Source organism: Arthrobacter sp. ISL-85 (genome assembly GCF_018613675.1).
Taxonomy (GTDB): Bacteria; Actinomycetota; Actinomycetes; order Actinomycetales; family Micrococcaceae; genus Arthrobacter.
Genome location: NZ_JAGGPQ010000012.1, coordinates 124,444 through 146,914, shown reverse-complemented (window position 1 = coordinate 146,914; position 22,471 = coordinate 124,444). Strand labels below are relative to the sequence as shown.

At 67.2% G+C, this 22,471-nt stretch carries 19 protein-coding genes; 15 read left to right on the top strand and 4 right to left on the bottom strand.

Features of this window, described 5'->3' with window-relative positions:
- The first annotated feature begins 30 nt into the window (after positions 1-30).
- The 8 genes from J7I84_RS10310 to J7I84_RS10275 all read left to right on the top strand — a co-directional run bounded on the left by J7I84_RS10310 (position 31) and on the right by J7I84_RS10275 (position 7,613).
- Positions 31-819: a VOC family protein gene (locus tag J7I84_RS10310; protein ID WP_214944224.1), complete on the top strand. Its 789-nt coding sequence runs from the start codon at positions 31-33 to the stop codon at positions 817-819.
- Positions 820-828: 9 nt separating this feature from the next.
- Entirely contained in the window at positions 829-1,368 is a 540-nt protein-coding gene (locus J7I84_RS10305; protein ID WP_214944160.1) for an NUDIX hydrolase family protein, read from the top strand.
- A gap of 88 nt (positions 1,369-1,456) precedes the next feature.
- Entirely contained in the window at positions 1,457-2,488 is a 1,032-nt protein-coding gene (locus J7I84_RS10300; protein ID WP_214944158.1) for a DUF6707 family protein, read from the top strand.
- Positions 2,489-2,571: 83 nt separating this feature from the next.
- Complete coding sequence (locus tag J7I84_RS10295; protein WP_214944156.1) at positions 2,572-3,297, top strand: SRPBCC domain-containing protein; 726 nt, start codon at positions 2,572-2,574, stop codon at positions 3,295-3,297.
- Between the two features lie 99 nt (positions 3,298-3,396).
- Positions 3,397-4,683: a tRNA guanosine(34) transglycosylase Tgt gene (gene tgt / locus J7I84_RS10290; protein WP_214944154.1), complete on the top strand. Its 1,287-nt coding sequence runs from the start codon at positions 3,397-3,399 to the stop codon at positions 4,681-4,683.
- 35 nt (positions 4,684-4,718) lie between these two features.
- Positions 4,719-5,468, top strand: a complete 750-nt coding sequence (locus J7I84_RS10285) for a dienelactone hydrolase family protein (RefSeq protein ID WP_214944152.1) — start codon at positions 4,719-4,721, stop codon at positions 5,466-5,468.
- 175 nt (positions 5,469-5,643) lie between these two features.
- Positions 5,644-6,582 (top strand): type IV toxin-antitoxin system AbiEi family antitoxin domain-containing protein, encoded by a 939-nt coding sequence (locus tag J7I84_RS10280; RefSeq protein WP_214944150.1) that lies wholly within the window; start codon positions 5,644-5,646, stop codon positions 6,580-6,582.
- A 173-nt stretch (positions 6,583-6,755) separates the two neighbouring features.
- Entirely contained in the window at positions 6,756-7,613 is an 858-nt protein-coding gene (locus tag J7I84_RS10275) for a hydroxymethylpyrimidine/phosphomethylpyrimidine kinase (RefSeq protein ID WP_214944148.1), read from the top strand.
- A 23-nt stretch (positions 7,614-7,636) separates the two neighbouring features.
- Here J7I84_RS10275 and J7I84_RS10270 read toward each other — a convergent pair whose 3' ends face one another.
- Both J7I84_RS10270 and J7I84_RS10265 read right to left on the bottom strand, forming a co-directional pair.
- Entirely contained in the window at positions 7,637-9,385 is a 1,749-nt protein-coding gene (locus J7I84_RS10270) for a pyruvate dehydrogenase (RefSeq protein WP_214944146.1), read from the bottom strand.
- Between the two features lie 164 nt (positions 9,386-9,549).
- On the bottom strand, positions 9,550-10,944 hold the full coding sequence (locus tag J7I84_RS10265; protein ID WP_214944144.1) for an MFS transporter: 1,395 nt from the start codon (positions 10,942-10,944) through the stop codon (positions 9,550-9,552).
- A 236-nt stretch (positions 10,945-11,180) separates the two neighbouring features.
- Here J7I84_RS10265 and J7I84_RS10260 point away from each other — a divergent pair, with 236 nt between their 5' ends.
- Genes J7I84_RS10260 through J7I84_RS10250 form a run of 3 tightly spaced genes read left to right on the top strand, consistent with a single transcriptional unit; the run spans position 11,181 to position 14,324 of the window.
- Positions 11,181-11,852 carry a response regulator transcription factor gene (locus tag J7I84_RS10260; protein ID WP_214944142.1) on the top strand — a complete coding sequence of 224 codons (672 nt, stop codon included), beginning with the start codon at positions 11,181-11,183 and terminating at the stop codon, positions 11,850-11,852.
- Positions 11,849-13,300: a HAMP domain-containing sensor histidine kinase gene (locus J7I84_RS10255; protein ID WP_214944140.1), complete on the top strand. Its 1,452-nt coding sequence runs from the start codon at positions 11,849-11,851 to the stop codon at positions 13,298-13,300. Before J7I84_RS10260 ends, J7I84_RS10255 begins: the two co-directional genes overlap by 4 nt.
- Positions 13,301-13,340: 40 nt before the next feature.
- Positions 13,341-14,324, top strand: a complete 984-nt coding sequence (locus tag J7I84_RS10250) for a TAXI family TRAP transporter solute-binding subunit (RefSeq protein WP_251046435.1) — start codon at positions 13,341-13,343, stop codon at positions 14,322-14,324.
- 172 nt (positions 14,325-14,496) lie between these two features.
- Here J7I84_RS10250 and J7I84_RS10245 read toward each other — a convergent pair whose 3' ends face one another.
- Positions 14,497-15,981, bottom strand: coding sequence for a helix-turn-helix transcriptional regulator (locus J7I84_RS10245; RefSeq protein ID WP_214944136.1), 1,485 nt, complete (start codon positions 15,979-15,981; stop codon positions 14,497-14,499).
- A gap of 176 nt (positions 15,982-16,157) precedes the next feature.
- Here J7I84_RS10245 and aceA point away from each other — a divergent pair, with 176 nt between their 5' ends.
- Positions 16,158-17,474 (top strand): isocitrate lyase, encoded by a 1,317-nt coding sequence (aceA, locus tag J7I84_RS10240; RefSeq protein WP_214944133.1) that lies wholly within the window; start codon positions 16,158-16,160, stop codon positions 17,472-17,474.
- Between the two features lie 255 nt (positions 17,475-17,729).
- Positions 17,730-19,382, top strand: coding sequence for a malate synthase A (gene aceB, locus J7I84_RS10235; RefSeq protein WP_214944132.1), 1,653 nt, complete (start codon positions 17,730-17,732; stop codon positions 19,380-19,382).
- Between the two features lie 244 nt (positions 19,383-19,626).
- Here aceB and J7I84_RS10230 read toward each other — a convergent pair whose 3' ends face one another.
- A complete protein-coding gene (locus J7I84_RS10230; RefSeq protein WP_214944130.1) occupies positions 19,627-20,820 on the bottom strand; it encodes a CynX/NimT family MFS transporter in 1,194 nt (397 codons plus the stop codon).
- A gap of 143 nt (positions 20,821-20,963) precedes the next feature.
- Here J7I84_RS10230 and J7I84_RS10225 point away from each other — a divergent pair, with 143 nt between their 5' ends.
- On the top strand, positions 20,964-21,923 hold the full coding sequence (locus J7I84_RS10225; protein WP_214944128.1) for a D-2-hydroxyacid dehydrogenase family protein: 960 nt from the start codon (positions 20,964-20,966) through the stop codon (positions 21,921-21,923).
- Between the two features lie 14 nt (positions 21,924-21,937).
- A complete protein-coding gene (locus J7I84_RS10220) occupies positions 21,938-22,471 on the top strand; it encodes a GNAT family N-acetyltransferase (protein ID WP_214944126.1) in 534 nt (177 codons plus the stop codon).

The following is a 22,471-nucleotide window of genomic DNA, read 5'->3' as shown; positions in this document are numbered from 1 at the left end:
CAGACCCATCCGCCACGTGAGGACAACGCCATGCTCCGAGTCCGCCCCGTCCATTTCACTTCGCGCACCGAGTCCTGGAAGCAGCTCCTCACGGCACTGGGGATGGTGCAAACGGAGGACGACGGCGGGTGGCTGGTCTTCGATTCGGCGTCCGGCCGCCTTGCGCTCCATTCCGCGGAGGCAGGTTCAGGCCAGGACGGCCGGACCGTGCTGGCTGTCGAGGTGGGAGATGTGGCCGAATTCGCGCGCCGCACCAACCTGTCGGCGCAGGAGGACTCGGCGCAGGGAGACAGGACGCAGGGAGACGGGGCCCAGGCGGAAGGGACGCAGCCGGAACGCGCCGAACCGGCGCAGCTGGTCACCGCCGACCACGGTGAGGCCTGCCGCATCACCGCGCCGGACGGCTTCAGCTTCCTGGCTGACAAGGCCGCCCACTTCGCCCAGTGCGCGGACGCGGATTCCGCACTTGCCGTCGTGGCTGTCTGGTACACCGCGGACCCGGAGGGCGCTGCCCGGACGCTGCAGCATGTCGGCGCCCGGCCCCGCCCCGTGCCGGACAACGACGAGACCGCCGACTTTACCGCCAAGAACGGCGGCATCCTCCTGGTGCGGCCGGCATCCGGGCCCGCGCGCTCGGGCCTGGGCTTCGAGTACGACGGCGGCCTGGAACCGCTGCAGGAGCGGCTCACCGCCGCGGGCCTCACCGCCAGCCTGACCGAGGAGGCATTTGGAAGCACCCTCCACGTAGCCAATCCGGACGCCGGGAGCCCCAACGCGCCCGCCACGGTGTGGATCTCCCAGCGGCGCCCCATGGGGTAGAACTTAAGCATGAACGTGCGCACACCTGACCCGAATCCCGGCTGGCTCTCTGAAGAAGACCTCTTTGAGGCGCGGGGGCGGTTGCCCATGGTGTACGTGGAGGCGGTGCCTGTCCGGCTGGACCCGCTGGGGTACGTCAACGAGGTGGGAACGTTGCTGCAAGCGGATGCGGACGGGACCATGGTGCGTTCCCTGGTGTCCGGCCGGGTCATCTATCGCGAAACCATCCGCGCCGCCCTGCTGCGGCACATGGAAAAGGACCTGGGCCCCCTGGCGTTCCCACAGCTGCCGCTCAGCCCCGTGCCGTTCACGGTGGCCGAATACTTCCCCGCACCGTCCCAGACAGGCTTCACCGACGAGCGGCAACACGCCGTGGCCCTGGCCTACGTCATCCCGGTCACGGGCGAGTGCGAACCGCGCCAGGACGCCCTGGAACTGACGTGGATGACCCCGGAGGAAGTCCTCAGCCCGGGCGTCCAGATGGAGTTTTCCGGTGGCCGCGGGGGGCTCATCCGGCAGGCCCTGGCGTTCGCGGGTGTGGGTTTCTGACAGCCCCGCCGGGACGTGGGGGTCCCCGGTTTTGAGTGCCCGCCTTTGTAGACTGTAGGGCGGACCGCAAGAGAACTTAAGGACTCCCATGACCGAAACACCAGCCGCCAGGCACCACCGTGAACAGCAGGCTGGATCTCTGACCACCGGCACCCACATCCTCCTCCCGGACGGCCGGCGTACCGCCGAAATCGACCAGGTGGAGCTTGAGCACGACGATTTCGGCTCGCCGGCACTGGTACTGGCCAGCCTCTCCGGCGGCGGGACGCTGCGGGTGGCCATAGGCACCATGGTCACCGTTGTGGATGGAACGCACGACGACGTCACCCAGCTTCCGCTGCCGGCCAGCCTTCCCGGGGCCACGCCGCCGGTGGAAACCGCCGCACCCAACGATTTCCGGCAGGAGCAGCCCGGCGCCGGGACCGGGCCGATCGCTGTGGCGCCCGCCGTCGTCGTACCTCCCCTCCCGCCCGTACCGCCCGCAGCGACCGGGCCCAGCGAGGAGGAACTGGCCCTCATCCCGGCCCCTACCGGGACCCCCGAATCCGTAGTCGAGGCGGCCGCTGAGGCGCACCCCGACGCGGAGGGCGTCCTGCTCCTGGCCGACAGGCTGTCCAAGGGCGTCAACTTCAAGTCCGGAAGCTGCCTGAAGGACCTCAGCGACCTGGCGCACGAACTGTTCGTCACGCTCAAGGACGCCGACGGCGCACTGTCGGTGGCAGACCTGATCACGGTGCTGCCCTATGACGGGAACCCGGGCCGGTGGACCTCAGTGGAGGCCTCCCTGGCGCTGGCGAGCTACATCTGCCGGCAGGACGGCCAGGATGAACGCGCCGAGGTTTACGAGAAACTGATCCGCACCCCGGAAAACCAGGAGACGGACCCGTTCAAGGCCCGCATGGCCGCCAAGGTGCGGCAGCGCTCGCTCAATGAGCCCAACCTGTACGACAAGGAAATCTTCCGCTCCATCGACAACTCCAACCACGATGCCGAGCGTGAATGGCGGCTGCTGCGGCTGGAATCCCTGCTGTTCCTGCGGGCGCACGGCGGTTCGGAAACCATCGGGACGCCGGAGCTGGAACGGCGCATCAGCAATGAGCTGGAGGCCGTCCGCTCCTGACCGCGGGGGCGCCCTCCGGGCAGCTTCCGGCCAAGGGAAATTACCCCTACCCGGGGCTATGTCCGGGGCGTACATTCGGGGCTATGACCAACAATCTCAGCGTAGTGATCAACGCCGACGCGCCGCAGGTCTGGACCATGCTGCGGGAGCCGTCCAAGGTGGCCCAGTGGCATGGCTGGCAGGCGGAGGACCTGGAGTCCGAGATCAAGGAGATTTACTTCTCCGATGTGCAGGAGTCTGCGGACCACACGAGCCTCACGGTGCACGGCGGGGACACGTTCGAACTCCACCCGGAGGCGGGCGGAACACGGGTCAGCGTCACGCGCGGCGCTGTGGACCATGACTCCGAATGGGCTGCCTGGGACGAGGACATCACCCAAGGCTGGCTGACCTTCCTGCAGCAGCTCCGCTTTGCCCTCGAACGGCACCCACATGGCAAGCGGCACACGCTGTTCCTGCACCTCACAGAGGGCAAGGGCTCGGCCATCGAGAAGCTGGGGCTCTCCGACCTGCCGGCGCCGGGCGAGCCGTACCAGGTGACACTGGGCACCGGCGAGGACATCAGCGGCAAGGTCTGGTACCGGACCAGCCACCAGCTGGGGCTCACGGTGCACAGTTATGCGGAGCACGGCGAGGGGCTGCTGGTGGTGGCCGACCATCCGGCCATCAAGGATGTCCGCGCGGAGGGTGACGGCTCGCTGGTTATCGCTTCCACGTACGACCTTGGCGCCGGCACTTTCGACGCCATCCGCTCGTCCTGGGATTCCTGGCGGGCCGAAAACTACCCGTCCTCGGAACCGGCCAGCTGACGGAACCGGCCAGCTGACGGTGCCGTGCCGCTGAGGGCGGCGGGCTGCCGGCACCCCGCGGTTTACGGTGGCCGGGCGGTTTGCTGGCAAACTGGTACGGTGCCAGCCGACCCCGCCTTCGCCCCGCCGGAAACCCGATCACAGTTCTCCTTCACGGTAGGCACCCGACTGGCGGAGTCCTGCCCGCCGTCGGCAGCACAAGTGGCCGAAAACGACGGGGAATTTCTGGGCCGCACCGGTACCATCAGCACGCCGCACGGCGAGATCCAGACGCCTGCCTTCATCGCAGTCGGCACCAAGGCCACCGTGAAGGCCGTGCTCCCGGAATCCATGGCAGACCTCGGCGCGCAGGCACTGCTGGCCAACGCCTACCATCTCTACCTGCAGCCCGGCGCGGACATCCTGGACGAGGCAGGCGGCCTGGGTGCCTTCATGAACTGGTCCGGCCCCACCTTCACCGACTCCGGCGGATTTCAGGTGATGAGCCTGGGCTCCGGGTTCAAGAAGGTCATCGACATGACATCGGTGGACGCCTCCGGACCGGACGACGCCGTGGCTCCCGGCAAGGAACGACTGGCCCACATTGACGACGACGGCGTCTGGTTCAAGTCCCACCTGAACGGGGACCGCCACCGTTTCTCCCCCGAGATCTCCATGCAGGTCCAGCACCGGATCGGCGCGGACATCATGTTCGCGTTCGACGAGCTGACCACCCTGCAGAACTCCCGGCGCTACCAGGAGGAATCCCTGGAGCGCACCCGGCTGTGGGCTGAACGGTGCCTCGAGGAGCATTTCCGCCTGACGGAGGAACGAGCCGGCAAGCCGTACCAGGCGCTGTTCGGCGTGATCCAGGGGGCACAGTACGAGGACCTGCGCCGGAAAGCCTGCCGCGACCTTGGCGCCATGCCCTTTGACGGGTTCGGCATCGGCGGGGCCCTGGAGAAGGAAAACCTGGGCACCATTGTCCGCTGGTGCAACGAGGAATTGCCGGAGGACAAGCCACGGCACCTGCTGGGCATCTCCGAGCCGGACGACATCTTCACCGCCATCGAAAACGGCGCGGACACCTTCGACTGCGTCTCCCCCACCCGGGTGGCGCGCAACTCCGCCTTCTACACCCCGGACGGCCGGTTCAACCTCTCCGGCGCCAAGTACAAGCGCGACTTTGGGCCGCTGCAGGAAGGCTGCGACTGCTACGCCTGCGCCAACTACTCCCGGGCATACATCCACCACCTCTACAAGGCCAAGGAAATGGTGTCCGCCACCCTCATCTCCATCCACAACGAGCGGTTCGTGGTGAAGATGGTGGACGACGCCCGGCTGGCCATCGAGTCCGGCACCTTCTTCGATTTCAAGGCCGAGACCCTGGGCCGCTACTACTCCTGAACGTTGCTCCCTGCTGCCTCGGCTATCCTGACCCAATGCTCATCGAGATCCAGGCCACAGAAGGCCCTGCCGAAGCCCTAGTCGTCCGTCCAACCACCGGAACCGGCCCGTTCCCCGGCGTAATCCTTTACATGGACGCGTTCGGCCTGCGCCCGCGCATCGAGGAGATGGCCCAGCGCATCGCGGATTGGGGCTACGTGGTGCTGGCTCCCAACGTGTTCTACCGGGAAGGAACGGCCGCCGAACTGGCCCCGGCACTGGACATGTCCACCCAGGAAGGCCGGGAGGCGGCCGGCAAGGCTGCTTTCCCCCGGGTGGGGCGCCTCACCTCGGACAAGGCGCTCCCGGACATTGACGTATGGGTATCCACCCTGGAGGCCCTCGACGGCGTGGCGCCCGGCCCCATCGGCACCACCGGTTACTGCATGGGCGCCCGGCTCGCTGTCCGCACCGCCACCTCGCACCCCGACGTAGTGGCAGCATGCGGCGGGTTCCACGGCGGCGGCCTGGCCACGGATGAGCCGGACAGCCCGCACTTGGGGCTCAAGGATGCAAAGGCCCGTTTCGTGTTCGGCCATGCGGACCATGACCGGAGCATGGCCCCCGAGGCCGTTGCCCGTCTGGGTGAAACGCTCAAGGACGCAGGGCTGGAGGCATCCAACGAAATCTACGCAGGTGCCCCGCACGGCTACACCATGGCGGACACCTCGGCCTTCCACCCCGAAGCCACCGAGCGCCACTTCACGGAGCTGCGCGCGTTGCTGGACGGGACGCTCAAGGGCTGACCCGGCGGGGCGCCGACGAACTCGCCGGAAAGCTGCCGGCTCGCCGGAACGTTCCAGCGGTCCGGACTCTTTCCGGCGATCCCGACGCTTTCCGGCGGTCCCGGGAGCGGGGACGTTTTCCACATGACGACGACGGCGCCTTCCGGAGGTGCCGCAGCGGCAGGATCCTGTCGGGATGACACCACAGCAACCAGTCCGTCTCCCCGCCCTGCCGGGCACCGGCAACCTGTGGCGAACGGGGCAATTGCACGAGAAGGGCCTCAATTCCAGGGCCCTTAAGGCCTTGGTGCTCCACGGGAAGCTTGTCCGGCTTCGCCACGGCTGTTACGTCCGCGCTGAGCTGTGGGAGAAGCAGACGGCTCCTGTTCGCAGCAGGCAACTGATTCGCGCCCATGCGCACGGGACGCTGACCACCTCGACGGGCGGCTATGTGTACAGCCACACCTCCGCGGCCCGGCTGCACGATTTGTATCTGTGGGATGTTGACGACAAGATCCACCTTCTGCTGCCGGGGAGTCCCTCCAGCGAGCGGCTCGGCAAGGATGTCCGCGGCCATACCCGGCCCTGGACCGGGCCGGAGGTGGTGACTCTCGGCGGCCTCCGGGTGACCTCACTGGAGCGGACGGTAGTGGATTGCGCCATGATGCTGGGCTACCGCCAAGCTCTGGTTCTGATGGATCACGCCCTCCGGCTCGGTGCTGACAAAGCCCTCATCGAAAGCATGGCTGAGGGCCTGCAGGGACGCCGCGGGATCCGTACACTCCGGCTGGCGCTCGCCCACGCAGATCCACGTTCGGAGTCAGCCGGTGAGACACTCACCCGCGAACTCCTGGCACGCCTGAACCTTCCCCTGCCGGAACCCCAGGTCGCGGTAGCTACCCGCGCGGGCCAGTACCGCCTGGATTTCGCGTGGAAGGAGAAAAAGGTCGCACTTGAATTCGACGGGAAAGCGAAGTACTTCGACTACAGGCCAACGCCCGAGGTGCTGCTTAAGGAACGGCAGCGCGAGAATGCCCTGACCGAGAACGGCTGGACCTTCGTGCGCGTGAAATGGGCCGACCTCTTCCACGAACACGAGTTCAAAGCCCGTGTCCTGGCAGCGCTCCGGCGGTAGCCGTGGCGCTGGCCAGCGAAGCCGCCGGAACGGGACCAGGCCGCCGGTTCTTTCCGGCGACCCAGCACAGTTCCGGCGAGCCAGCACAGTTCCGGCGTGCCGGCGCCATTCCGGCGTGAGGTACAGGGCAGTCAAGCGAGCAGCAGTCCGACGGCGGATGGCAGGATGGATGCATGACTTCCGTTTCCCCTGATGCAACGCTGTCCGCCACCGGCCCCGCGGTGGTCCTGACCATCGCCGGCTCTGAAGCCACCGGTGGTGCCGGTGCGCAGGCCGACCTGAAGACCTTCCAGGAACTGGGCGTCTTCGGCATTGCCAACCTCACCTGCATCGTCTCCTTCGACCCAAAGGACAGCTGGAACCACCGCTTCGTGCCGGTGGACCAGCAGGTGATCGCGGACCAACTGGAGGCGACGACGGCGGCGTACGGCCCGGCGTCGGGCGCGCCTTCAGCCTTGGACACGGTCAAGATCGGCATGCTGGGCAGCCCGGCCACCATCAGCACCGTGGCCGGGGCACTGCAGGAGAACAGCTTCGCCAATGTGGTCCTGGACCCGGTGCTGATCTGCAAGGGCCAGGAGCCCGGCCACGCGCTGGACACCGACCAGGCGCTGAAGGCGCAGATCCTGCCACTGGCCACGTTCGTCACGCCCAACCACTTCGAGGCGGAGTCGCTGTCCGGCCTGGAGATCACGGACGTCGAGTCCCTGAAGGCCGCTGCCGTCCGCATCCACGAACTCAGCGGCGCCGCAGTCCTGGCCAAAGGCGGGGTACGGCTGGAAGGCCCGGACGCCGTCGACGTTTTCTACGACGGTGACACCCTGGAAGTCCTCAGCGCTCCCAAGGTGGGCGAGGTGGCTGTCTCCGGCGCCGGTTGCTCGCTGGCCGCCGCCGTGACGGCCGAACTCGCCAAGGGTGCCAGTCCCCTGGAAGCGGCCCGGACCGCCAAGGACTTCGTCACTGCCGGCATCCGCAACCGGGTCGCCTCCGGCGCCCCCTTCGATGCCCTGTGGCAGGGCGGCCCCCGCTAGGAGGCACCGCCCTTGCTTCCCGGCTAGCGCCGGGGGATGTTCCGCAGGTTGCTGCGCGCCATGCTCACGGCCTCGCCCGCCCCGCGGTTGAGGACCACCTTGGACATCGCGGTGGCGAACCCGATCACCTGCGATCCGGAGATCTTGGGCGGGATGGACAGCGCATTGGGATCGGTGATCAGCTCCACCAGCGAGGGGCCGGGGTGCGCGAACGCCTCCCGGTACGCCGCCTCGATCTTCCCGGGGTCCGTGACACGGACAGCGTGGAGTCCCAGCGCCTCTGCCACGGCGGCGTAGTTGGCGTCCGGCACGTCCACGCCAAAGTCGGGAAGCCCGTCCACCAGCATCTCGAGCTTCACCATGCCCAGGGTGGAGTTGTTGAACACCACCACGTTGACCGGCAGCTTGTACGCGGCCAAGGTGATGAGCTCGCCCAGCATCATGGACAGGCCGCCGTCGCCCGAAACCGAAATGACCTGCCGTCCCGGATACGCCAGCTGCGCGCCAACGGCGTGCGGGAGGGCGTTGGCCATGGAGCCGTGAAGGAAGGACCCGATCAGTCGCCGGGTGCCCAGCGGGTTGATGTAGCGCGCGGTCCAGACGTTGCACATGCCGGTGTCCGCGGTGAAGATGGCGTCCTCCGCGGCCAGCTGGTCCAGCAGGGACGCCGCGTACTCCGGGTGGATGGGCTGCTTCTTCTCCACCTTGCGGGTGTAGGCGCCCACGGCCTTGTTCATGAGCCGGTCGTGCTTCTTCAGCATCTGGTCCAGGAACCGGCGGCTCTTCTTGGCCTTCACCAGCGGGATCAGCGCGCGCAATGTGGGCAGAACGTCGCCGTGGACGGCAATGTCGACGTCGGTCCGCCGGCCCAGCCGCTGCGCCGCCCGGTCCACCTGCGCTGTCCGGGTGTCCGGGAGGAACTGGTCATACGGGAAGTCGGTGCCCAGGAGGATCAGCAGGTCGGCGTCCTCAATGCCTTCAGCCGCGGCCCCGTAGCCCAGCAGTCCGGTCATGCCGATATCGAACGGGTTGTCGTACTGGACAAAATCCTTGCCGCGCAGCGAGTGGCCCACCGGCGCCTTGGCCAACTCGGCGAGCGCCATCAGCTCACTGTGCGCCCCTTCCACGCCGGCGCCCGCGAAGATGGCCACCTTGCCGGCGTCGTTGATCGCGTCCGCAAGCGCCTGGACGCTCTCCGGGTCCGGGACCAGGCTGGCAGGACGGAATGTGGCGGGAAGCGGCGTGGGGCCTACGGCCTCCAGCCCGGCGATGTCACCGGGCAGGGTGACGACGGCGACTCCCCCAAGTCCCAGCGCGTGCTGGATGGCGCTGTGCACCACCCGGGGCGCCTGCTCTGCGGTGCTGACCAGCTCCGAGTACACCGAGCATTCGTTGAACAGCCGGTCCGGGTGGGTTTCCTGGAAGAAACTGCTGCCGATCTGCTTGCTGGGGATGTGCGAGGCGATGGCCAGCACGGGCGCGCCGGAGCGGTTAGCGTCGTAGAGCCCGTTGATCAGGTGCAGGTTTCCGGGGCCGCAGGAACCCGCGCACACGGCAAGCTTGCCGGTGAGCTGCGCTTCGGCGGCGGCAGCAAAGGCGGCGGCTTCCTCATGGCGGACGTGGATCCAGTCGATGCCGCCCTTCGCGGAACCTCCCGTTTGCCGGACGGCGTCCACGATCGGGTTGAGGCTGTCGCCCACAATCCCGTAGATCCGCTGCACGCCGGCAGCCTGGAGTTGTTCGATGAGCTGGGTGGCAAGTTCCTTGGCCATGGGTGCAGACTCCCGCGATTGTGGTGGTGTGCTGACATGGCCAATATAGTCGGCCCGCCTTGGCTGGCTTCCCCGGCGCAGCGCAAAGGAGGCGTACGACGGCGGCCGGGCAGCCGCCGTCGTACGCCTCCTTGGGAGACACGTCCGTTTGGACGCCCGAAACCCTAAACGCCGAGGGAATCCTTGTCTTTCCCGCCAGCCCGCGGCGACTGTTCCCAGGCGTGGCCCTGTTCGTCGTCCAGGTGCGTGGCCTTCTTGTTCTTCAGCGCGAAGATGTAGACCAGCAGTGAAATGGCGATGGTCACTGTGACGTAGGTGAAGAACAGGTCCTCCCGGCCTACGGTCTGGAACGCCGCCCCGATCAGCGGAACCGTGCCGCCAAAGAGCGAGTTGGCGATCGCGTAGCCCAGGCCCACGCCGAGGGCACGGATGGAGGCCGGAAACAGTTCGGCCTTCACCAGGGCGTTGATGGAGGTGTAGCCGCCCACGATCAGCAGGCCGCCCATCATGAGCAGGAACGCGGTGAACGGATCCTTGGTGCCGGCGAGGGTGGAAAGCAGCGGCCACGTGAAGAGCACGCCGGTGATGCCGAACCAGAGAAGCAGCGGCTTGCGGCCCACCTTGTCCGAGATGATGCCGTAAACCGGTTGCAGGAGCATGAAGATGAACAGGGCCCAGAAGTTGATCACGGAGGTGTCGGTCTTGGCGATGCCGGAGGTATCGTTCATGAACTTCAGGATGAAGTTGGTGTACGTGTAGAACGCCACCGTGCCGCCGAGGGTGATGCCGATGCAGACCAGCAGCGGCTTCCAGTAACCGGTGAACAGCAGCTTCATGGAGCCCGGCTTGGCCTGGCCGGCCACTGCGGGGGTCTTGGCTGCCTCGATCTGTTCGGCCGAGACGGTCTCCTCCATGGAGCGCCGCAGCCACAGCACCACGAGTGCGGCCACGCCGCCGATGGCGAACGGAATGCGCCAGCCCCACTCGCCCAGGTCGCCCTTGGGCATGACGTTCTGCAGGACCACCAGGACCAGCAGGGCCAGCATCTGGCCACCGATCAGGGTGACGTACTGGAAGCTGGAGAAGAAGCCGCGGCGCTTGGAGGTGGCGGCCTCGGACATGTAGGTGGCGCTGGTGCCGTACTCGCCGCCGACGGAGAAGCCCTGGATCACGCGGACCAGCACCAGCAGGATCATGGCCCACAGGCCGATCTGCTGCTGCGTGGGCAGGATGGCGATCGCGAAGGAGCCCGCAGACATCATGGTCACGCTCAACGTCAGCGCAGCCTTGCGCCCCTTGCGGTCGGCGTAGCGGCCGAAGAACCAGGCACCGATGGGCCGCATCAGGAACGACGTAGAGAACACGGCCATCGCCTCGAGGCCGGCCTGCAGGTCGTCCTTGGAGTTGAAGAAGTGCGACTGGAAATAAGCGGCGAAGACGGTGTAGACGTAGAGGTCGTACCACTCCACGAGGTTGCCGGCCGAGCCTTTGAGGATGTTGCCCACCGCCCGACGGGTCTGGGCTGCCTCACTGCGGGGCGCGGTATGTTGGGTGCTCATCGGTGAGTTTCTCCTTGTGGTGACATCGGCCTCCAACGCCGGGGGCCTCATCCACGGTATGGGTGATCCACCGCACAACCAACGCCGCGGCGCATTTCCTAACACTTCCTTAGGTTTTGCCCGTGCGTCCCGTTCCGCCTGCCTCCCGGCCGCCGTCGGGCAAAACCCTTCCGCAGGCGGTAGTCTCCAAAGGCGGGGGTGATCCAGGAGACCGCACAACGGCAAGGAAGATGGCAATGGACGTGCTGATCGTCGAGGACGACGACGCCATGGCCGGTGCCCTCACCGCCGCCGTCGAAAGCGCAGGGCTCCACTCGCAGCGGCTGGCGCGGGGTGCCGACGCGCTGCTGTCCCACCGGAACTTCCAGGTGATCCTCCTGGACCTTGGCCTGCCGGACATGGACGGGCTGGAGGTGCTCCGCAAACTCCGCCAGGTCACCGACGTCCCCATCCTGATCCTGACCGCCCGGGACGACGAACGCAGCGTGGTGCTCGGGCTGCGTTCCGGCGCCGACGACTACCTGGTCAAGCCCGTCAAGCTGGTGGAACTGCTGGCCCGGATCGAGGCGGTGACCCGGAGGGCGGGGCGCGCCGGGGGTGTCCCGCAGGAGGACACCATCGTGCTGGACGACCTGGCGATTGACCTGAACCGGCGGACCGCGTCCCGAGCCGGCCTGCCGCTCCCCCTGACTGCCACGGAGTTCGACCTCCTCGCGCTGCTGGCACGCCATGCCGGCTCGGTGGTCACCCGTGAACAGATTCTTGACGCCCTGTGGGGTGACGCTTTCCTGGCTTCTTCCCGGTCGCTGGACGTTCACCTCACCGGGCTGCGGGCAAAACTGCAAAAGCCAGGCTTCATCATCAACGTCCGCGGCGTGGGCTACCGCGTGGAGGCGGCCGGCGCATGAGGCTGCGGGTGCTGGGCGTCCTCAGCGTGCTTTGCCTGGTGGTGGTCTTCCTGATTTCGGGCACCATCCTTACCTCCGCTTCGCGCGAGCTGACCCAGGAGCTGCAGATCAACCGGGCGGCGTCCCTGAACCGGCTGGCGCAGGTGGCGTTCGATGCATCCGCCGACGCAGACACGGCGCGGCTCCAGCGGGAGATGGACACCTACTCCGGTCTCTACGGGGAAGGAATCGTGGTGCGGGTGCAGCAGGCCACCCTTCATTCCGGGGATCTGGACGCGGGCCGGTCCGATGTCCAGGAGGCGCTGTCACTGGCACGGTTGAACGTCAGCAACACCGCCCTGGAACCGCTGCAGCCCTTCGGTTCCGGGACCCGGATCATCTACCGTCCCTTCGGCAGCGCCAGCCAGGTCCTGGGCGCCGTGGTGTTGGACGTGGACGCCGGCATTGCCCGGCAAAAGCTCCGGGAACGGTGGCTCGCGGTTGGGCTGGCGGCGCTTGTCCTTGCCGCCGTGCTCCTGCTGGGCGCGGCGCGGGTTACGGGATGGGTGCTCCGGCCCGTCCAGCGGCTGAACTCGGCGGTGCATGAACTGGAAAGCACAGGCCGCGCCGGACGCCTCCCAGAGGACGGACCGCCGGAACTGCGGGAACTGAGCCGCTCCTTTACCGTGATGGCGCGGACCGTCAGCGCCAGCATAGCGGCGCAGCGGCAGCTGATCGCGGACACGTCACACCAGCTGCGCAATCCCGTGGGGGCGCTGCGGCTGCGGCTCGACCTGCTGCAGCTCGAGCTGAAGACGGTCCGCGAATACGATGCGGCCGAGCGCGCCATGGTGGAGCTGGAGCGCGTGGAGGAGATCCTGGACGGGGTACTGAAGCTTGCGGCCGCAGAGCACCGGGCGTCCGAAGGGTATCTTCGGGCGGCCGGCGGCCTGGAGGACCATCCCGGGCGCCAGCCGGTGGACCCATACCCAGTCCTCCAGGGGGAGATCGAGCGGGCAGCACCATTGGCGGAACAGGCCGGCTGCCGCCTGGTCCTCGCTCCGCCCCCGCAGCCGCCGGCACTGGTTTCCTGCCACCCGGCGGAGCTGGCCCAGATGGCGGCCGAGCTCCTCAACAACGCCATCAAGTACGCCCCCGGCGCCACCGTGACAGCCGGTGTGCAGCTGGAGGGGGGCGCGGTGGTGGTGGAGATTTCCGACGACGGTCCGGGTCTTTCCGCCCCGGAGCGTGCCTCGGCTGCCACCCGGTTCTGGCGGTCCCCGCAGCATTCATCAGTTCCGGGAACCGGGCTGGGAATGACCATTGTTGGTGAGCTCGCTGCTGCAAACGGCGGCCACTTGGTGCTGGCCGAAGCGGCCCCGCAGGGGCTCGCGGCCCGGGTTAAGTTTCCTGTTCCAGCGGCCGGCCAGGTCGCTTTCAAGCCCGGCGGGGGTGGTGCCGGTGCGTGATCCTGGTGCGATAAGTGGTCCAGGTGCCCCGGGCGGTCCTTTGGCGACGCCGGCGCGACGGTTCGTACTCAAGGCCGCCTTCGCCGTCGGACTCGCAGCGAGCCTGCCGCCTGCCCTCAGTGCGTGCACCGGCGGTGTCCGGCCGGAGGACTTGACCGTGGCCGGCGGCGAACCGGGCGGGTTCTACCTGGAGTTCTCAACGCTGCTGGCCGCGGCACTGGAACGGCACGGCGTTGCCGCCCATGCGCGGGCGGTGTCCACAGGTGGAAGCCTGGACAACATCGCCGAACTGCGGGCTGGGCGGGCCGCCTTTGCCGTAGCCCTGGCCGACGCTGCCGGGGACCAGGCCGGTGCTGAGGGAGCGCAGATCGCCGCGGTTGGAAAGGTTTACGAAAACTACGTCCACTGCGTGGTGCGGAAGGACAGCGGCATCCGGGATATTTCCGGGCTGGCCGGGCGCAGGGTTGCTGTGGGCCAGCCGGGATCAGGCACCTCGCTCACCACTCCCCGGCTGCTCGAAGCCGCGGGGCTGGGCACGTCGGCTGATGCCGCCGCGCCCGCTGCCGGAACTGCCGCCGTCGAAAATCTTGGCCTGAACGACGGCATCGCCGCCCTCAAAGCGGGAACGGTGGATGCCCTGTTCTGGTCCGGCGGGGTGCCCACGGCCGCCATCGCCGCAGCCCAGCAGGAGGTGGCGTTGGGACTTCTGGATTTATCCGCGCTGCTGCCCGAACTGCGTCGGCGGTACGGCGGGATGTACGACCGCGTCCTGATCCCGGAGGGCAGCTACCCCGGCATACCGGCAGTGTGGACGGTGGGCGCACCCAATCTGCTCCTGTGCCGCCGGGACCTGGACGACGCCACCGTGGAGCGGACGGTGCAGCTGCTGGTGCACAACGCCGGCGAGCTCATTCCCCAGTCCACCCTCGGAGTCCAGTTCCTCAGCGCAGAAAGCCTGATCAACACCGCCGGCGTCCCCCTGCATCCCGCCGCCGCGGCCGCCTACCGTACACTGCACGGCTGACCCAACGCCCGCTCACCTTTGACGGTTCAAACCCAAACGCCCGCTCACGTCCTGCAGCAAATCCACCAACGCCCGCTCGCTTTCGCGAGAAGAGCGAGCGGGCGTGCGGGAAAAAACTGCAGGACGTGAGCGGGCGTGCGGGAAAAAACTGCGAGACGTGAGCGGGCGTTTCCTAGGAGCCGGAATGCGCCTGAAGGAAGCTGTACACCTCGGTCTCATCGACCCCGGGGAAGGCTCCCGGCGGCATCGCAGCCAGCAGATGCGAGTGGGCACGGGCGGACGGCCAGGCGTTCCCGGCCCACTGGTTGGTCAGCTCGGCAGGCGGCCGCTTGCAGCAGTTGGGATCCGGGCAGTTGGACGTGGCCCGGGCGGTGGTCTCCCGCCCGCGGAACCACTTCACGTGCTGGTACGGGACGCCGATGCTGAGGGAGAACTCGCCGCTGGCAGACCGCTCGGTCCGCGCGGTGCACCAGTACGTGCCTGACGGCGTGTCCGTGTACTGGCTGTAGGCGCTGAACTTGTCCGGCACATCGAACACGGCCCGGGACGTCCAGGCCTTGCACGACGGCTGGCCCTCGATGGCGCCGGTGTGGTCCTGGGGAAAGCTCACGCCGTCGTTCTCATACGCCTTGTAGATGATGCCGCTCTGGTGCGTCTTCTGGAAATGGGTGGTGATGCCCAAATGCTTGGTGGCCAGGTTGGTGAAGCGGTGCGCCGCGGTCTCGTAGGAGACAGCGAATGCGTCCCGGATGTCCTCCACCGCGATTTCCTTGGCCGCCTTGGCTTTCTGCAAAAATTCGACGGTTGCCTGCTCGGGCAGGAGCAGGGCGGCGGCGAAATAGTTGGTGGCCACCCGCTGGGCCAGGAAGTCGCCGTAGTTCTTGGGCGTTTCATGGCCCAAGACGTAATGGCCCAAGGCCTGCAGCAGCACCGAGCGGGGGTCGTGATCCTGCCGCTGGCTCTGCGTCAGGTAAATTTTGCGGTTCTTCAAATCCGTCACAGAACGGGTGGAATGCGGCAAATCACTCACATGGTGCAGGGTAAAACCGAGGTGCTCGGCGATGTCCGCAATGACGTGCTGGCTCAGCGGCCCGGTGGTGTAGCCCACCTCCTTGAGGACCTTCTGTGCCTCGGCCTCGTACTCCGGAAAGTAGTTGCCCCGCTCCCGCATCATGGCCCGCAGTTCGCCGTTGGCGCGGCGGGCTTCCTCCGGTGTGGCCACCTGCTCATTCATCTTCCGTTCCAGTTCATGCAGCAGCCCCACCTGGGCCTCCAGCACATCCAACGGAAGCCGCGAACTGATGCGGATCTTGGGCAGGTCGAGGGACTCGTAGAGCGGCCCGCGCTGGTACCGTTCCAGCTCGATTTCCAGGGCGGCGCGGCGGCTGGGTGGCTCGGCCCCGAGCAGCTGGTCGATGCTGACATTCAATGCCGCCGCGAGGTGCTGGAGCAGCGTCAGTTTGGGCTCGCGCTTGCCGTTTTCAATCAGGCTCAGCTGGCTGGGAGCAGTGCCGACGGCGGCACTCAGGTCATCGAGCGTGAGCTTGGCTTGTTTGCGCAGATGGCGGACACGGCGGCCCAGCGCAATGACGTCCAGCTCCGCTGCGGCGGTGGACGGTGGCTGGGAGACGTCCCGGTTCCAGCTTGAAGGCGACATTTCTGAAGAATACGGGAAGAAGTGCGTTTCTTTCCATAGCTTTTGGCTAGCGAGGGGGTTGAAAGTGCTGAAAAGTAGGTGCCACGGAAAGAAACACCGCACCGGAGAAGCGGGTGGGAACCTCAACGACGCGGTACCCACCTACTCCATCCGGAGCTCAATCAAGGAGATCAACGATGACTGCAGCATTTGAGCCCACCCAGCAGACGCCCGAACAGCAGGCCGCCGCCCTGGAGCTCGAGTGGGCCGCCAACCCCCGCTGGGAAGGTGTGACCCGGGACTACTCAGCCTCCGACGTCGTCCGACTCCGCGGCCGCGTCACCGAAGAACAGACGCTGGCCCGCCGCGGCTCGGAAAAGCTGTGGAAGCAGCTCACCGAAGAGCACAAGACCGGCGGCTACACCAACGCGTTGGGTGCCCTTACCGGCAACCAGGCCGTGCAGCAGGTCAAGGCAGGGCTGCGCGCCATCTACCTTTCCGGCTGGCAGGTTGCCGCGGACGCCAACAACTCCGGCCACACCTACCCGGACCAGTCCCTCTACCCGGCCAACTCCGTCCCAACCGTGGTCCGCCGCATCAACAATGCCTTGCTCCGCGCGGACCAGATCGAGTTCTCGGAGGGCATCCAGAGTGTTGAGGACTGGCTGGTCCCGATCGTCGCCGACGCCGAAGCCGGCTTCGGCGGCCCGCTGAATGCCTACGAGCTCATGAAATCCATGATCCAGGCCGGCGCTTCCGGTGTCCACTGGGAAGACCAGCTCGCCTCGGAAAAGAAGTGCGGCCACCTGGGCGGCAAGGTCCTGATCCCCACCCAGCAGCACGTCCGGACCCTGAACGCCGCCCGCCTTGCGGCCGACGTCGCCGGCACTCCCACCGTCGTCATTGCCCGCACCGACGCCGAGGCAGCCACCCTGATCACCTCGGACGTGGACGAACGGGACCAGGAGTTCATCACCGGCGAGCGCACCGCGGAGGGCTTCTACAAGGTCCGCAACGGCATCGAACCCTGCATCGCCCGCGCCAAGGCCTACGCCCCGTACTCCGACCTCATCTGGATGGAAACCGGCACCCCGGACCTGGAGCTGGCCCGCAAGTTCGCCGAGTCCGTCAAGGCCGAGTTCCCGGACCAGATGCTCTCCTACAACTGCTCGCCGTCGTTCAACTGGCGCAAGCACCTGGACGACGACACCATCGCCAAGTTCCAGCGTGAACTCGGCGCCATGGGCTTCACGTTCCAGTTCATCACCCTGGCCGGCTTCCATGCCCTGAACTACTCGATGTTCGACCTCGCCCACGGCTACGCCCGCGACGGCATGAGCGCCTACGTCGAACTCCAGGAAAAGGAATTCGCCTCCGAGTCCCGCGGCTACACCGCAACCAAGCACCAGCGCGAAGTCGGCACCGGCTACTTCGACACCATCTCCACGGCGCTCAACCCGAACGCCTCCACCCTCGCCTTGGTCGGATCGACCGAAGAGGGCCAGTTCCACTAATTTCCGCCCAAGGTGAGTTATTCGCTTCGCTCACCGAAGAGGCACGACGGCGGCACACACGTAAGCGTGACGTCGCCTGGTCGGGAGGGGGAATCCGGAAGCGTGCGTAAAGGGGCCCTGTCCCCGGCGTCGACCGAGCTTTGCGAGGTCTTACGTCGGGGATGGGGATAGCACGCGGAGGATTTCCGTTCCCGGCCGCACCCACTCAGGCAAGTCCCGCCGTCGAACTTCCCTTTCGTCTTTAAGGAGACTGAGATGAACAGCTTCACCGATAGCTTCACTATCAATGGCATTACCATGACCGCGCAGCCCATTTGCCGGCAGGATGAGGTGCTGACGCCGGACGCCCTGTCCTTCATCGCCAAGCTGCACCGGGCTACTGCTGACCGGAGGCAGGAGCTGCTGCAGGCTCGGCGTACACGGCGGGCTGACATCGCTGCCGGGCAGGACCCAAGGTTCCTCCGGGAGACCGAGCACATCCGGAATGATGCTTCCTGGCGGGTGGCTCCCCCGGCACCCGGACTGGAGGACCGCCGGGTGGAGATCACCGGCCCGGTGGACAAGAAGATGACCATCAACGCCCTGAACTCCGGTGCCAAAGTGTGGCTGGCGGACATGGAGGACTCCTCCACCCCCATGTGGCGGAACGTCATCAAGGGCCAGCTGAACCTTACCGATGCCCTGGAGCGCCGGATCGATTTTACCAGTGAAGAGGGCAAGGAATACAAGCTCCGTCCGGCCGGGGAGCTGCCTACCATCGTGGTCCGGCCCCGTGGCTGGCACCTGCCGGAGAAGCACATGCTCATCGACGGCGCCCCCATCCCCGGCGGCATTGTGGACTTCGGCCTGTTCTTCTTCCACAACGCCCGCCGCCTGCTGGCCCAGGGCAAGGGCCCGTACTTCTACCTGCCCAAGATTGAAAACCACCTCGAAGCCCGGCTGTGGAATGACATCTTCATCCTTGCCCAGGACCTGCTCGGCATCCCGCAGGGCACCATCCGCGCCACCGTGCTGATCGAGACCATCACCGCCGCCTTCGAAATGGAGGAGATCCTCTATGAACTGCGCGACCACGCCGCAGGCCTGAACGCCGGCCGCTGGGACTACATCTTCTCCATCATCAAGAACTTCCGCACCCGCGGGCCCCGCTTCGTCCTGCCGGACCGCGGCCAGGTGACCATGACCGCCCCGTTCATGCGCGCCTACACCGAACAGCTGGTCCGGGCCTGCCACAAGCGCGGCGCCATGGCCATCGGCGGCATGGCCGCCGCGGTTCCCAACCGCAAGGACCCGGAGGCCAACGCCAACGCCCTCGAAAAGGTCCGCACGGACAAAACCCGCGAGGCCAACGACGGCTTCGACGGTTCGTGGGTGGCCCACCCGGACCTGGTGCCCGTCTGCCGCGAGGTTTTCGACGGAGTCCTCGGGAACAAGCCCAACCAGCTGGACCGGCTCCGCGAGGACGTCCACCCGGATGACCGCGCCCTCATCGACATCGCTTCCCTGCACGGCACCATCACCGAACAGGGCATCCGGAACAACATCGAAGTGGGCATCCGCTACATCGAGTCCTGGCTCCGCGGCAACGGCGCAGTCGCCATCCACAACCTCATGGAGGACGCCGCCACCGCCGAGATCTCCCGCTCCCAGCTCTGGCAGTGGATCTACGCCCGGGCCATCACCGACCACGGCGAGATCATCAGCCACGAATGGGTGGAGGAGCTCCTGGACGAGGAATTCAGCCGGCTGGAGCGCTTTGACGGCGACCGGTTCGAGGACGCGCGCGACATCTTCGAGGAAGTCACCCTGGCCACCGAGTTCCCTTCCTTCCTCACCCTCCCCGCCTACGCCCGCTACCTGACCGAAGCCCGCGAAAAGGCCACCGTCGAGGAGCTGGCCGCGGCCTAAGGCAGCGCACAACTTCCGTCCGCCGGGCCGGCACGCCCTTCGCAACAGGCCCCCCGAAATCCGGGGCGCCGGCCCGGCGACGGAGCACTACCCACACGCCCGCTCACGTCCTGCGGGAAGACCCAAAACGCCCGCTCACTTTCCTGAAGAAAGTGAGCGGGCGTCGTCGTGTTTGTTGCGTTAAGTGAGCGGGCGTCTGGGGCCCGGCTGGGGTGGGGAGGGGTGCACGACGGCGGCAGCCGGCTCAGCGCCCCTTCGGCACCTGCCGCACGGACAGGGTGGTGCTGACGAAGAAGGTCAGCACCGACACCAGGATGACCAGCAGGGCCGGCGTCCACGATCCGGAGCTGTCGTGGACGAAGCCCACCAACGGCGGGGCCACGGCGGCGAGGCAGTAGCCCAGGCCCTGGACGGTGGCGGACATCCAGCCGGCGGAGGCCTGGTCGCGGGCAAGCTTGATGATGGCGATGAAGATCAGGGTGATGCCGCCTCCCTGGGCGATCCCGCCTGAGGTGGACCACAGCCACCACAGCTGCGGCAGGAACAGCAGTCCCGCCGGAACGGCGAGCCACAACGCACCCAGGGTGACCGCCACCGCCGTCGTACTCAGGTATTTGGCCGCGAAGGGCACGCCAAGGCCGCCCACGATGGCGAGGATCTGGAAAATCGAGGACGCGGCGCCGGCCTGTGCGGCATTCATGCCCAGCTCGTCGTGCAGGTAGCTCGGCAGCCAGGCCGTGACGCCGTAGTAGGAGAACGCCTGGCCGCCGAAGCCCGCCGTGAGCCCGAACGTGATCCAGCCCGAACGGCCCGCCGGGACCCGGGCCGTGTCGCCGCCGTCCCCGGCCTCGACCAGGAATGCCGTCCGCGGCCCCACTGCCAGCACCCAGACCACCACTGCGGCCACGGCCAAAACCGCGACGGCGGCCAGCGTCAGCCGCCACCCAGTCACTGCCGCCAGCGGGGCCGTGGCCACCGAGGTCAGGAAGGACCCGATGTTCAGGGCGGCGGTGTAGATCCCCATCGCGGTCCCCTGCCGCCGCGGGGCGAAGTCCCGGCGGATGATCAGCGGCACCGCAATGTTGCCCACAGTGATGGCCACACCGATGACCACCGTGCCGGCCACCACCAGCGCCGGTCCTCCTGCGGAACGGAGCAGCACGCCGGCCAGCACGCCCAGGATGGTCAGCGTCACCGCGAACTCTGCACCGAACTTCCGGGCCGCCAGGGACGCCAGCGGAGCCGCCAGCGAAAAGCAAAGCACGGGGATGCTGGTCAACAGCCCCAGCATGACCGGCGAAAAGTGCAGTTCCGCCTGCATGAGGCCCACCAGGGGTGCGACGGCAACGAAGGGGCCGCGGAGGTTCAGCGCCAGCAGGCCGATGCAGGCCAGCAGGACCCAGCTTTTCGGGATGCGGGACAGGACGCGGCCGCTCACAGGGGCAAAATCGGGAGTGGGCGTGGATTCATCACTCCCATTGCTATCACGCCTGGCGTTGCTGGAGTTTCAGGCACCCGTCCGGCCAGCCCTGCCATACCATGAACGTGACCCAAGGACGTAGGACACTGCGAAGGACACCCATGACCCACCGCCTTGCCATCCTCGACGACTACCAGGACGTGGCCCACGGCTTCGCCGACTTCACGGCTTTGGAGGCTGAGGGTGTAGCAGTGACGTCATACCGTGAGCCATTCGCGTCCCGGGACGCCCTGGTTTCGGCGCTGGCAGACACCACCATGGTGATCGCGATGCGGGAACGGACGGCGTTCCCGCGCGAGGTATTCGAGCAGCTGCCGGCACTCGAGTTGCTGGTCACCACCGGAATGGCGAACGCCGCCATCGACCTGGAAGCCGCAGCGGAACACGGCGTGACCGTGTGCGGCACGCCCGGCTCACCCACCGCCGCTCCGGAACTGGCCTGGGCCCTCCTGCTCGCCATCGCCCGGCACCTTCCCGCAGAGGAGAACTCCCTCCGGGCAGGGACGTGGCAGTCCACCGTGGGTTTCGAGCTGGCCGGGAAGACCCTGGGCGTCGTGGGGCTGGGCAAGATCGGCCGGCGGGTGGCCGCGTACGGGCAGGCATTCGGCATGGACGTGGTGGCGTGGAGCCAGAACCTCACGCCGGAAGCAGCCAAGGAAGCGGGCGCCCGGCGGGTGTCCAAGGACGAGCTTTTCACGGTGGCCGACGTCGTAACCCTCCATCTGCGGCTCTCCCCTCGGTCCGAGAACACGGTGGGAGAGGCTGAACTGCGGCTGCTGGGCCCGGAAGGCATCCTGGTGAATACCGCCCGCGGGGCACTGGTGGACCAGGAGGCGCTGATCAAGGCGCTCAACGACGGGTGGATCCGCGGCGCCGCCCTGGACGTCTTCGACCAGGAACCGCTGCAGGCCGGGCACCCGCTCCTGGCTGCACCCAACACCGTGCTCTCCCCCCACCTGGGCTACGTCACCCAGGAAAGTTACCGGCAGTTCTACGGCGGCGCCCTTGAGGACGTCACCGCGTGGCTGGCCGGCTCCCCCATCCGAACCATCACCACCTGACCTGGAGAGAGCGCATGACCCACACCATCCGCAGGGCAACAGCGGACGACGCCGGCCCGCTGGCTGCGCTGGCGGCCGTCACCTTTCCGCTGGCCTGCCCGCCGTCGTCCTCACCCAACGACATTGCCGCCCACCTGGCCAACACGTTGAGTGAGGAACACTTCAAGGGGTACCTTGCGGACCCGGACACCACCATCCTGGTCATCGACGCCGGCGGGCAGCTTAACGGTTACAGCCTCCTGGTGGACAGGCCTGCCGCGGACCCGGACGTGGCCTCCGTGCTGACGCTGCTGCCATCCGTGGAAATCAGCAAGTGCTATGTCCACCCCGACTATCACGGGCTGGGAGCTGCGGCCGAACTCATGCACGCAAGCCTCCAGGCGGCGGCGGCATCCGGTGGGGCCGGGGCCTGGCTTGGCGTGAACAGCCAGAACGCGCGTGCCATCCGCTTCTACGGAAAGTCAGGCTTCCGCACGGTGGGGACCAAGTCCTTCCGTCTTGGCAGCACCGTGGAGCACGACTTCGTACTGGAACGCGCCCTGCCCTGA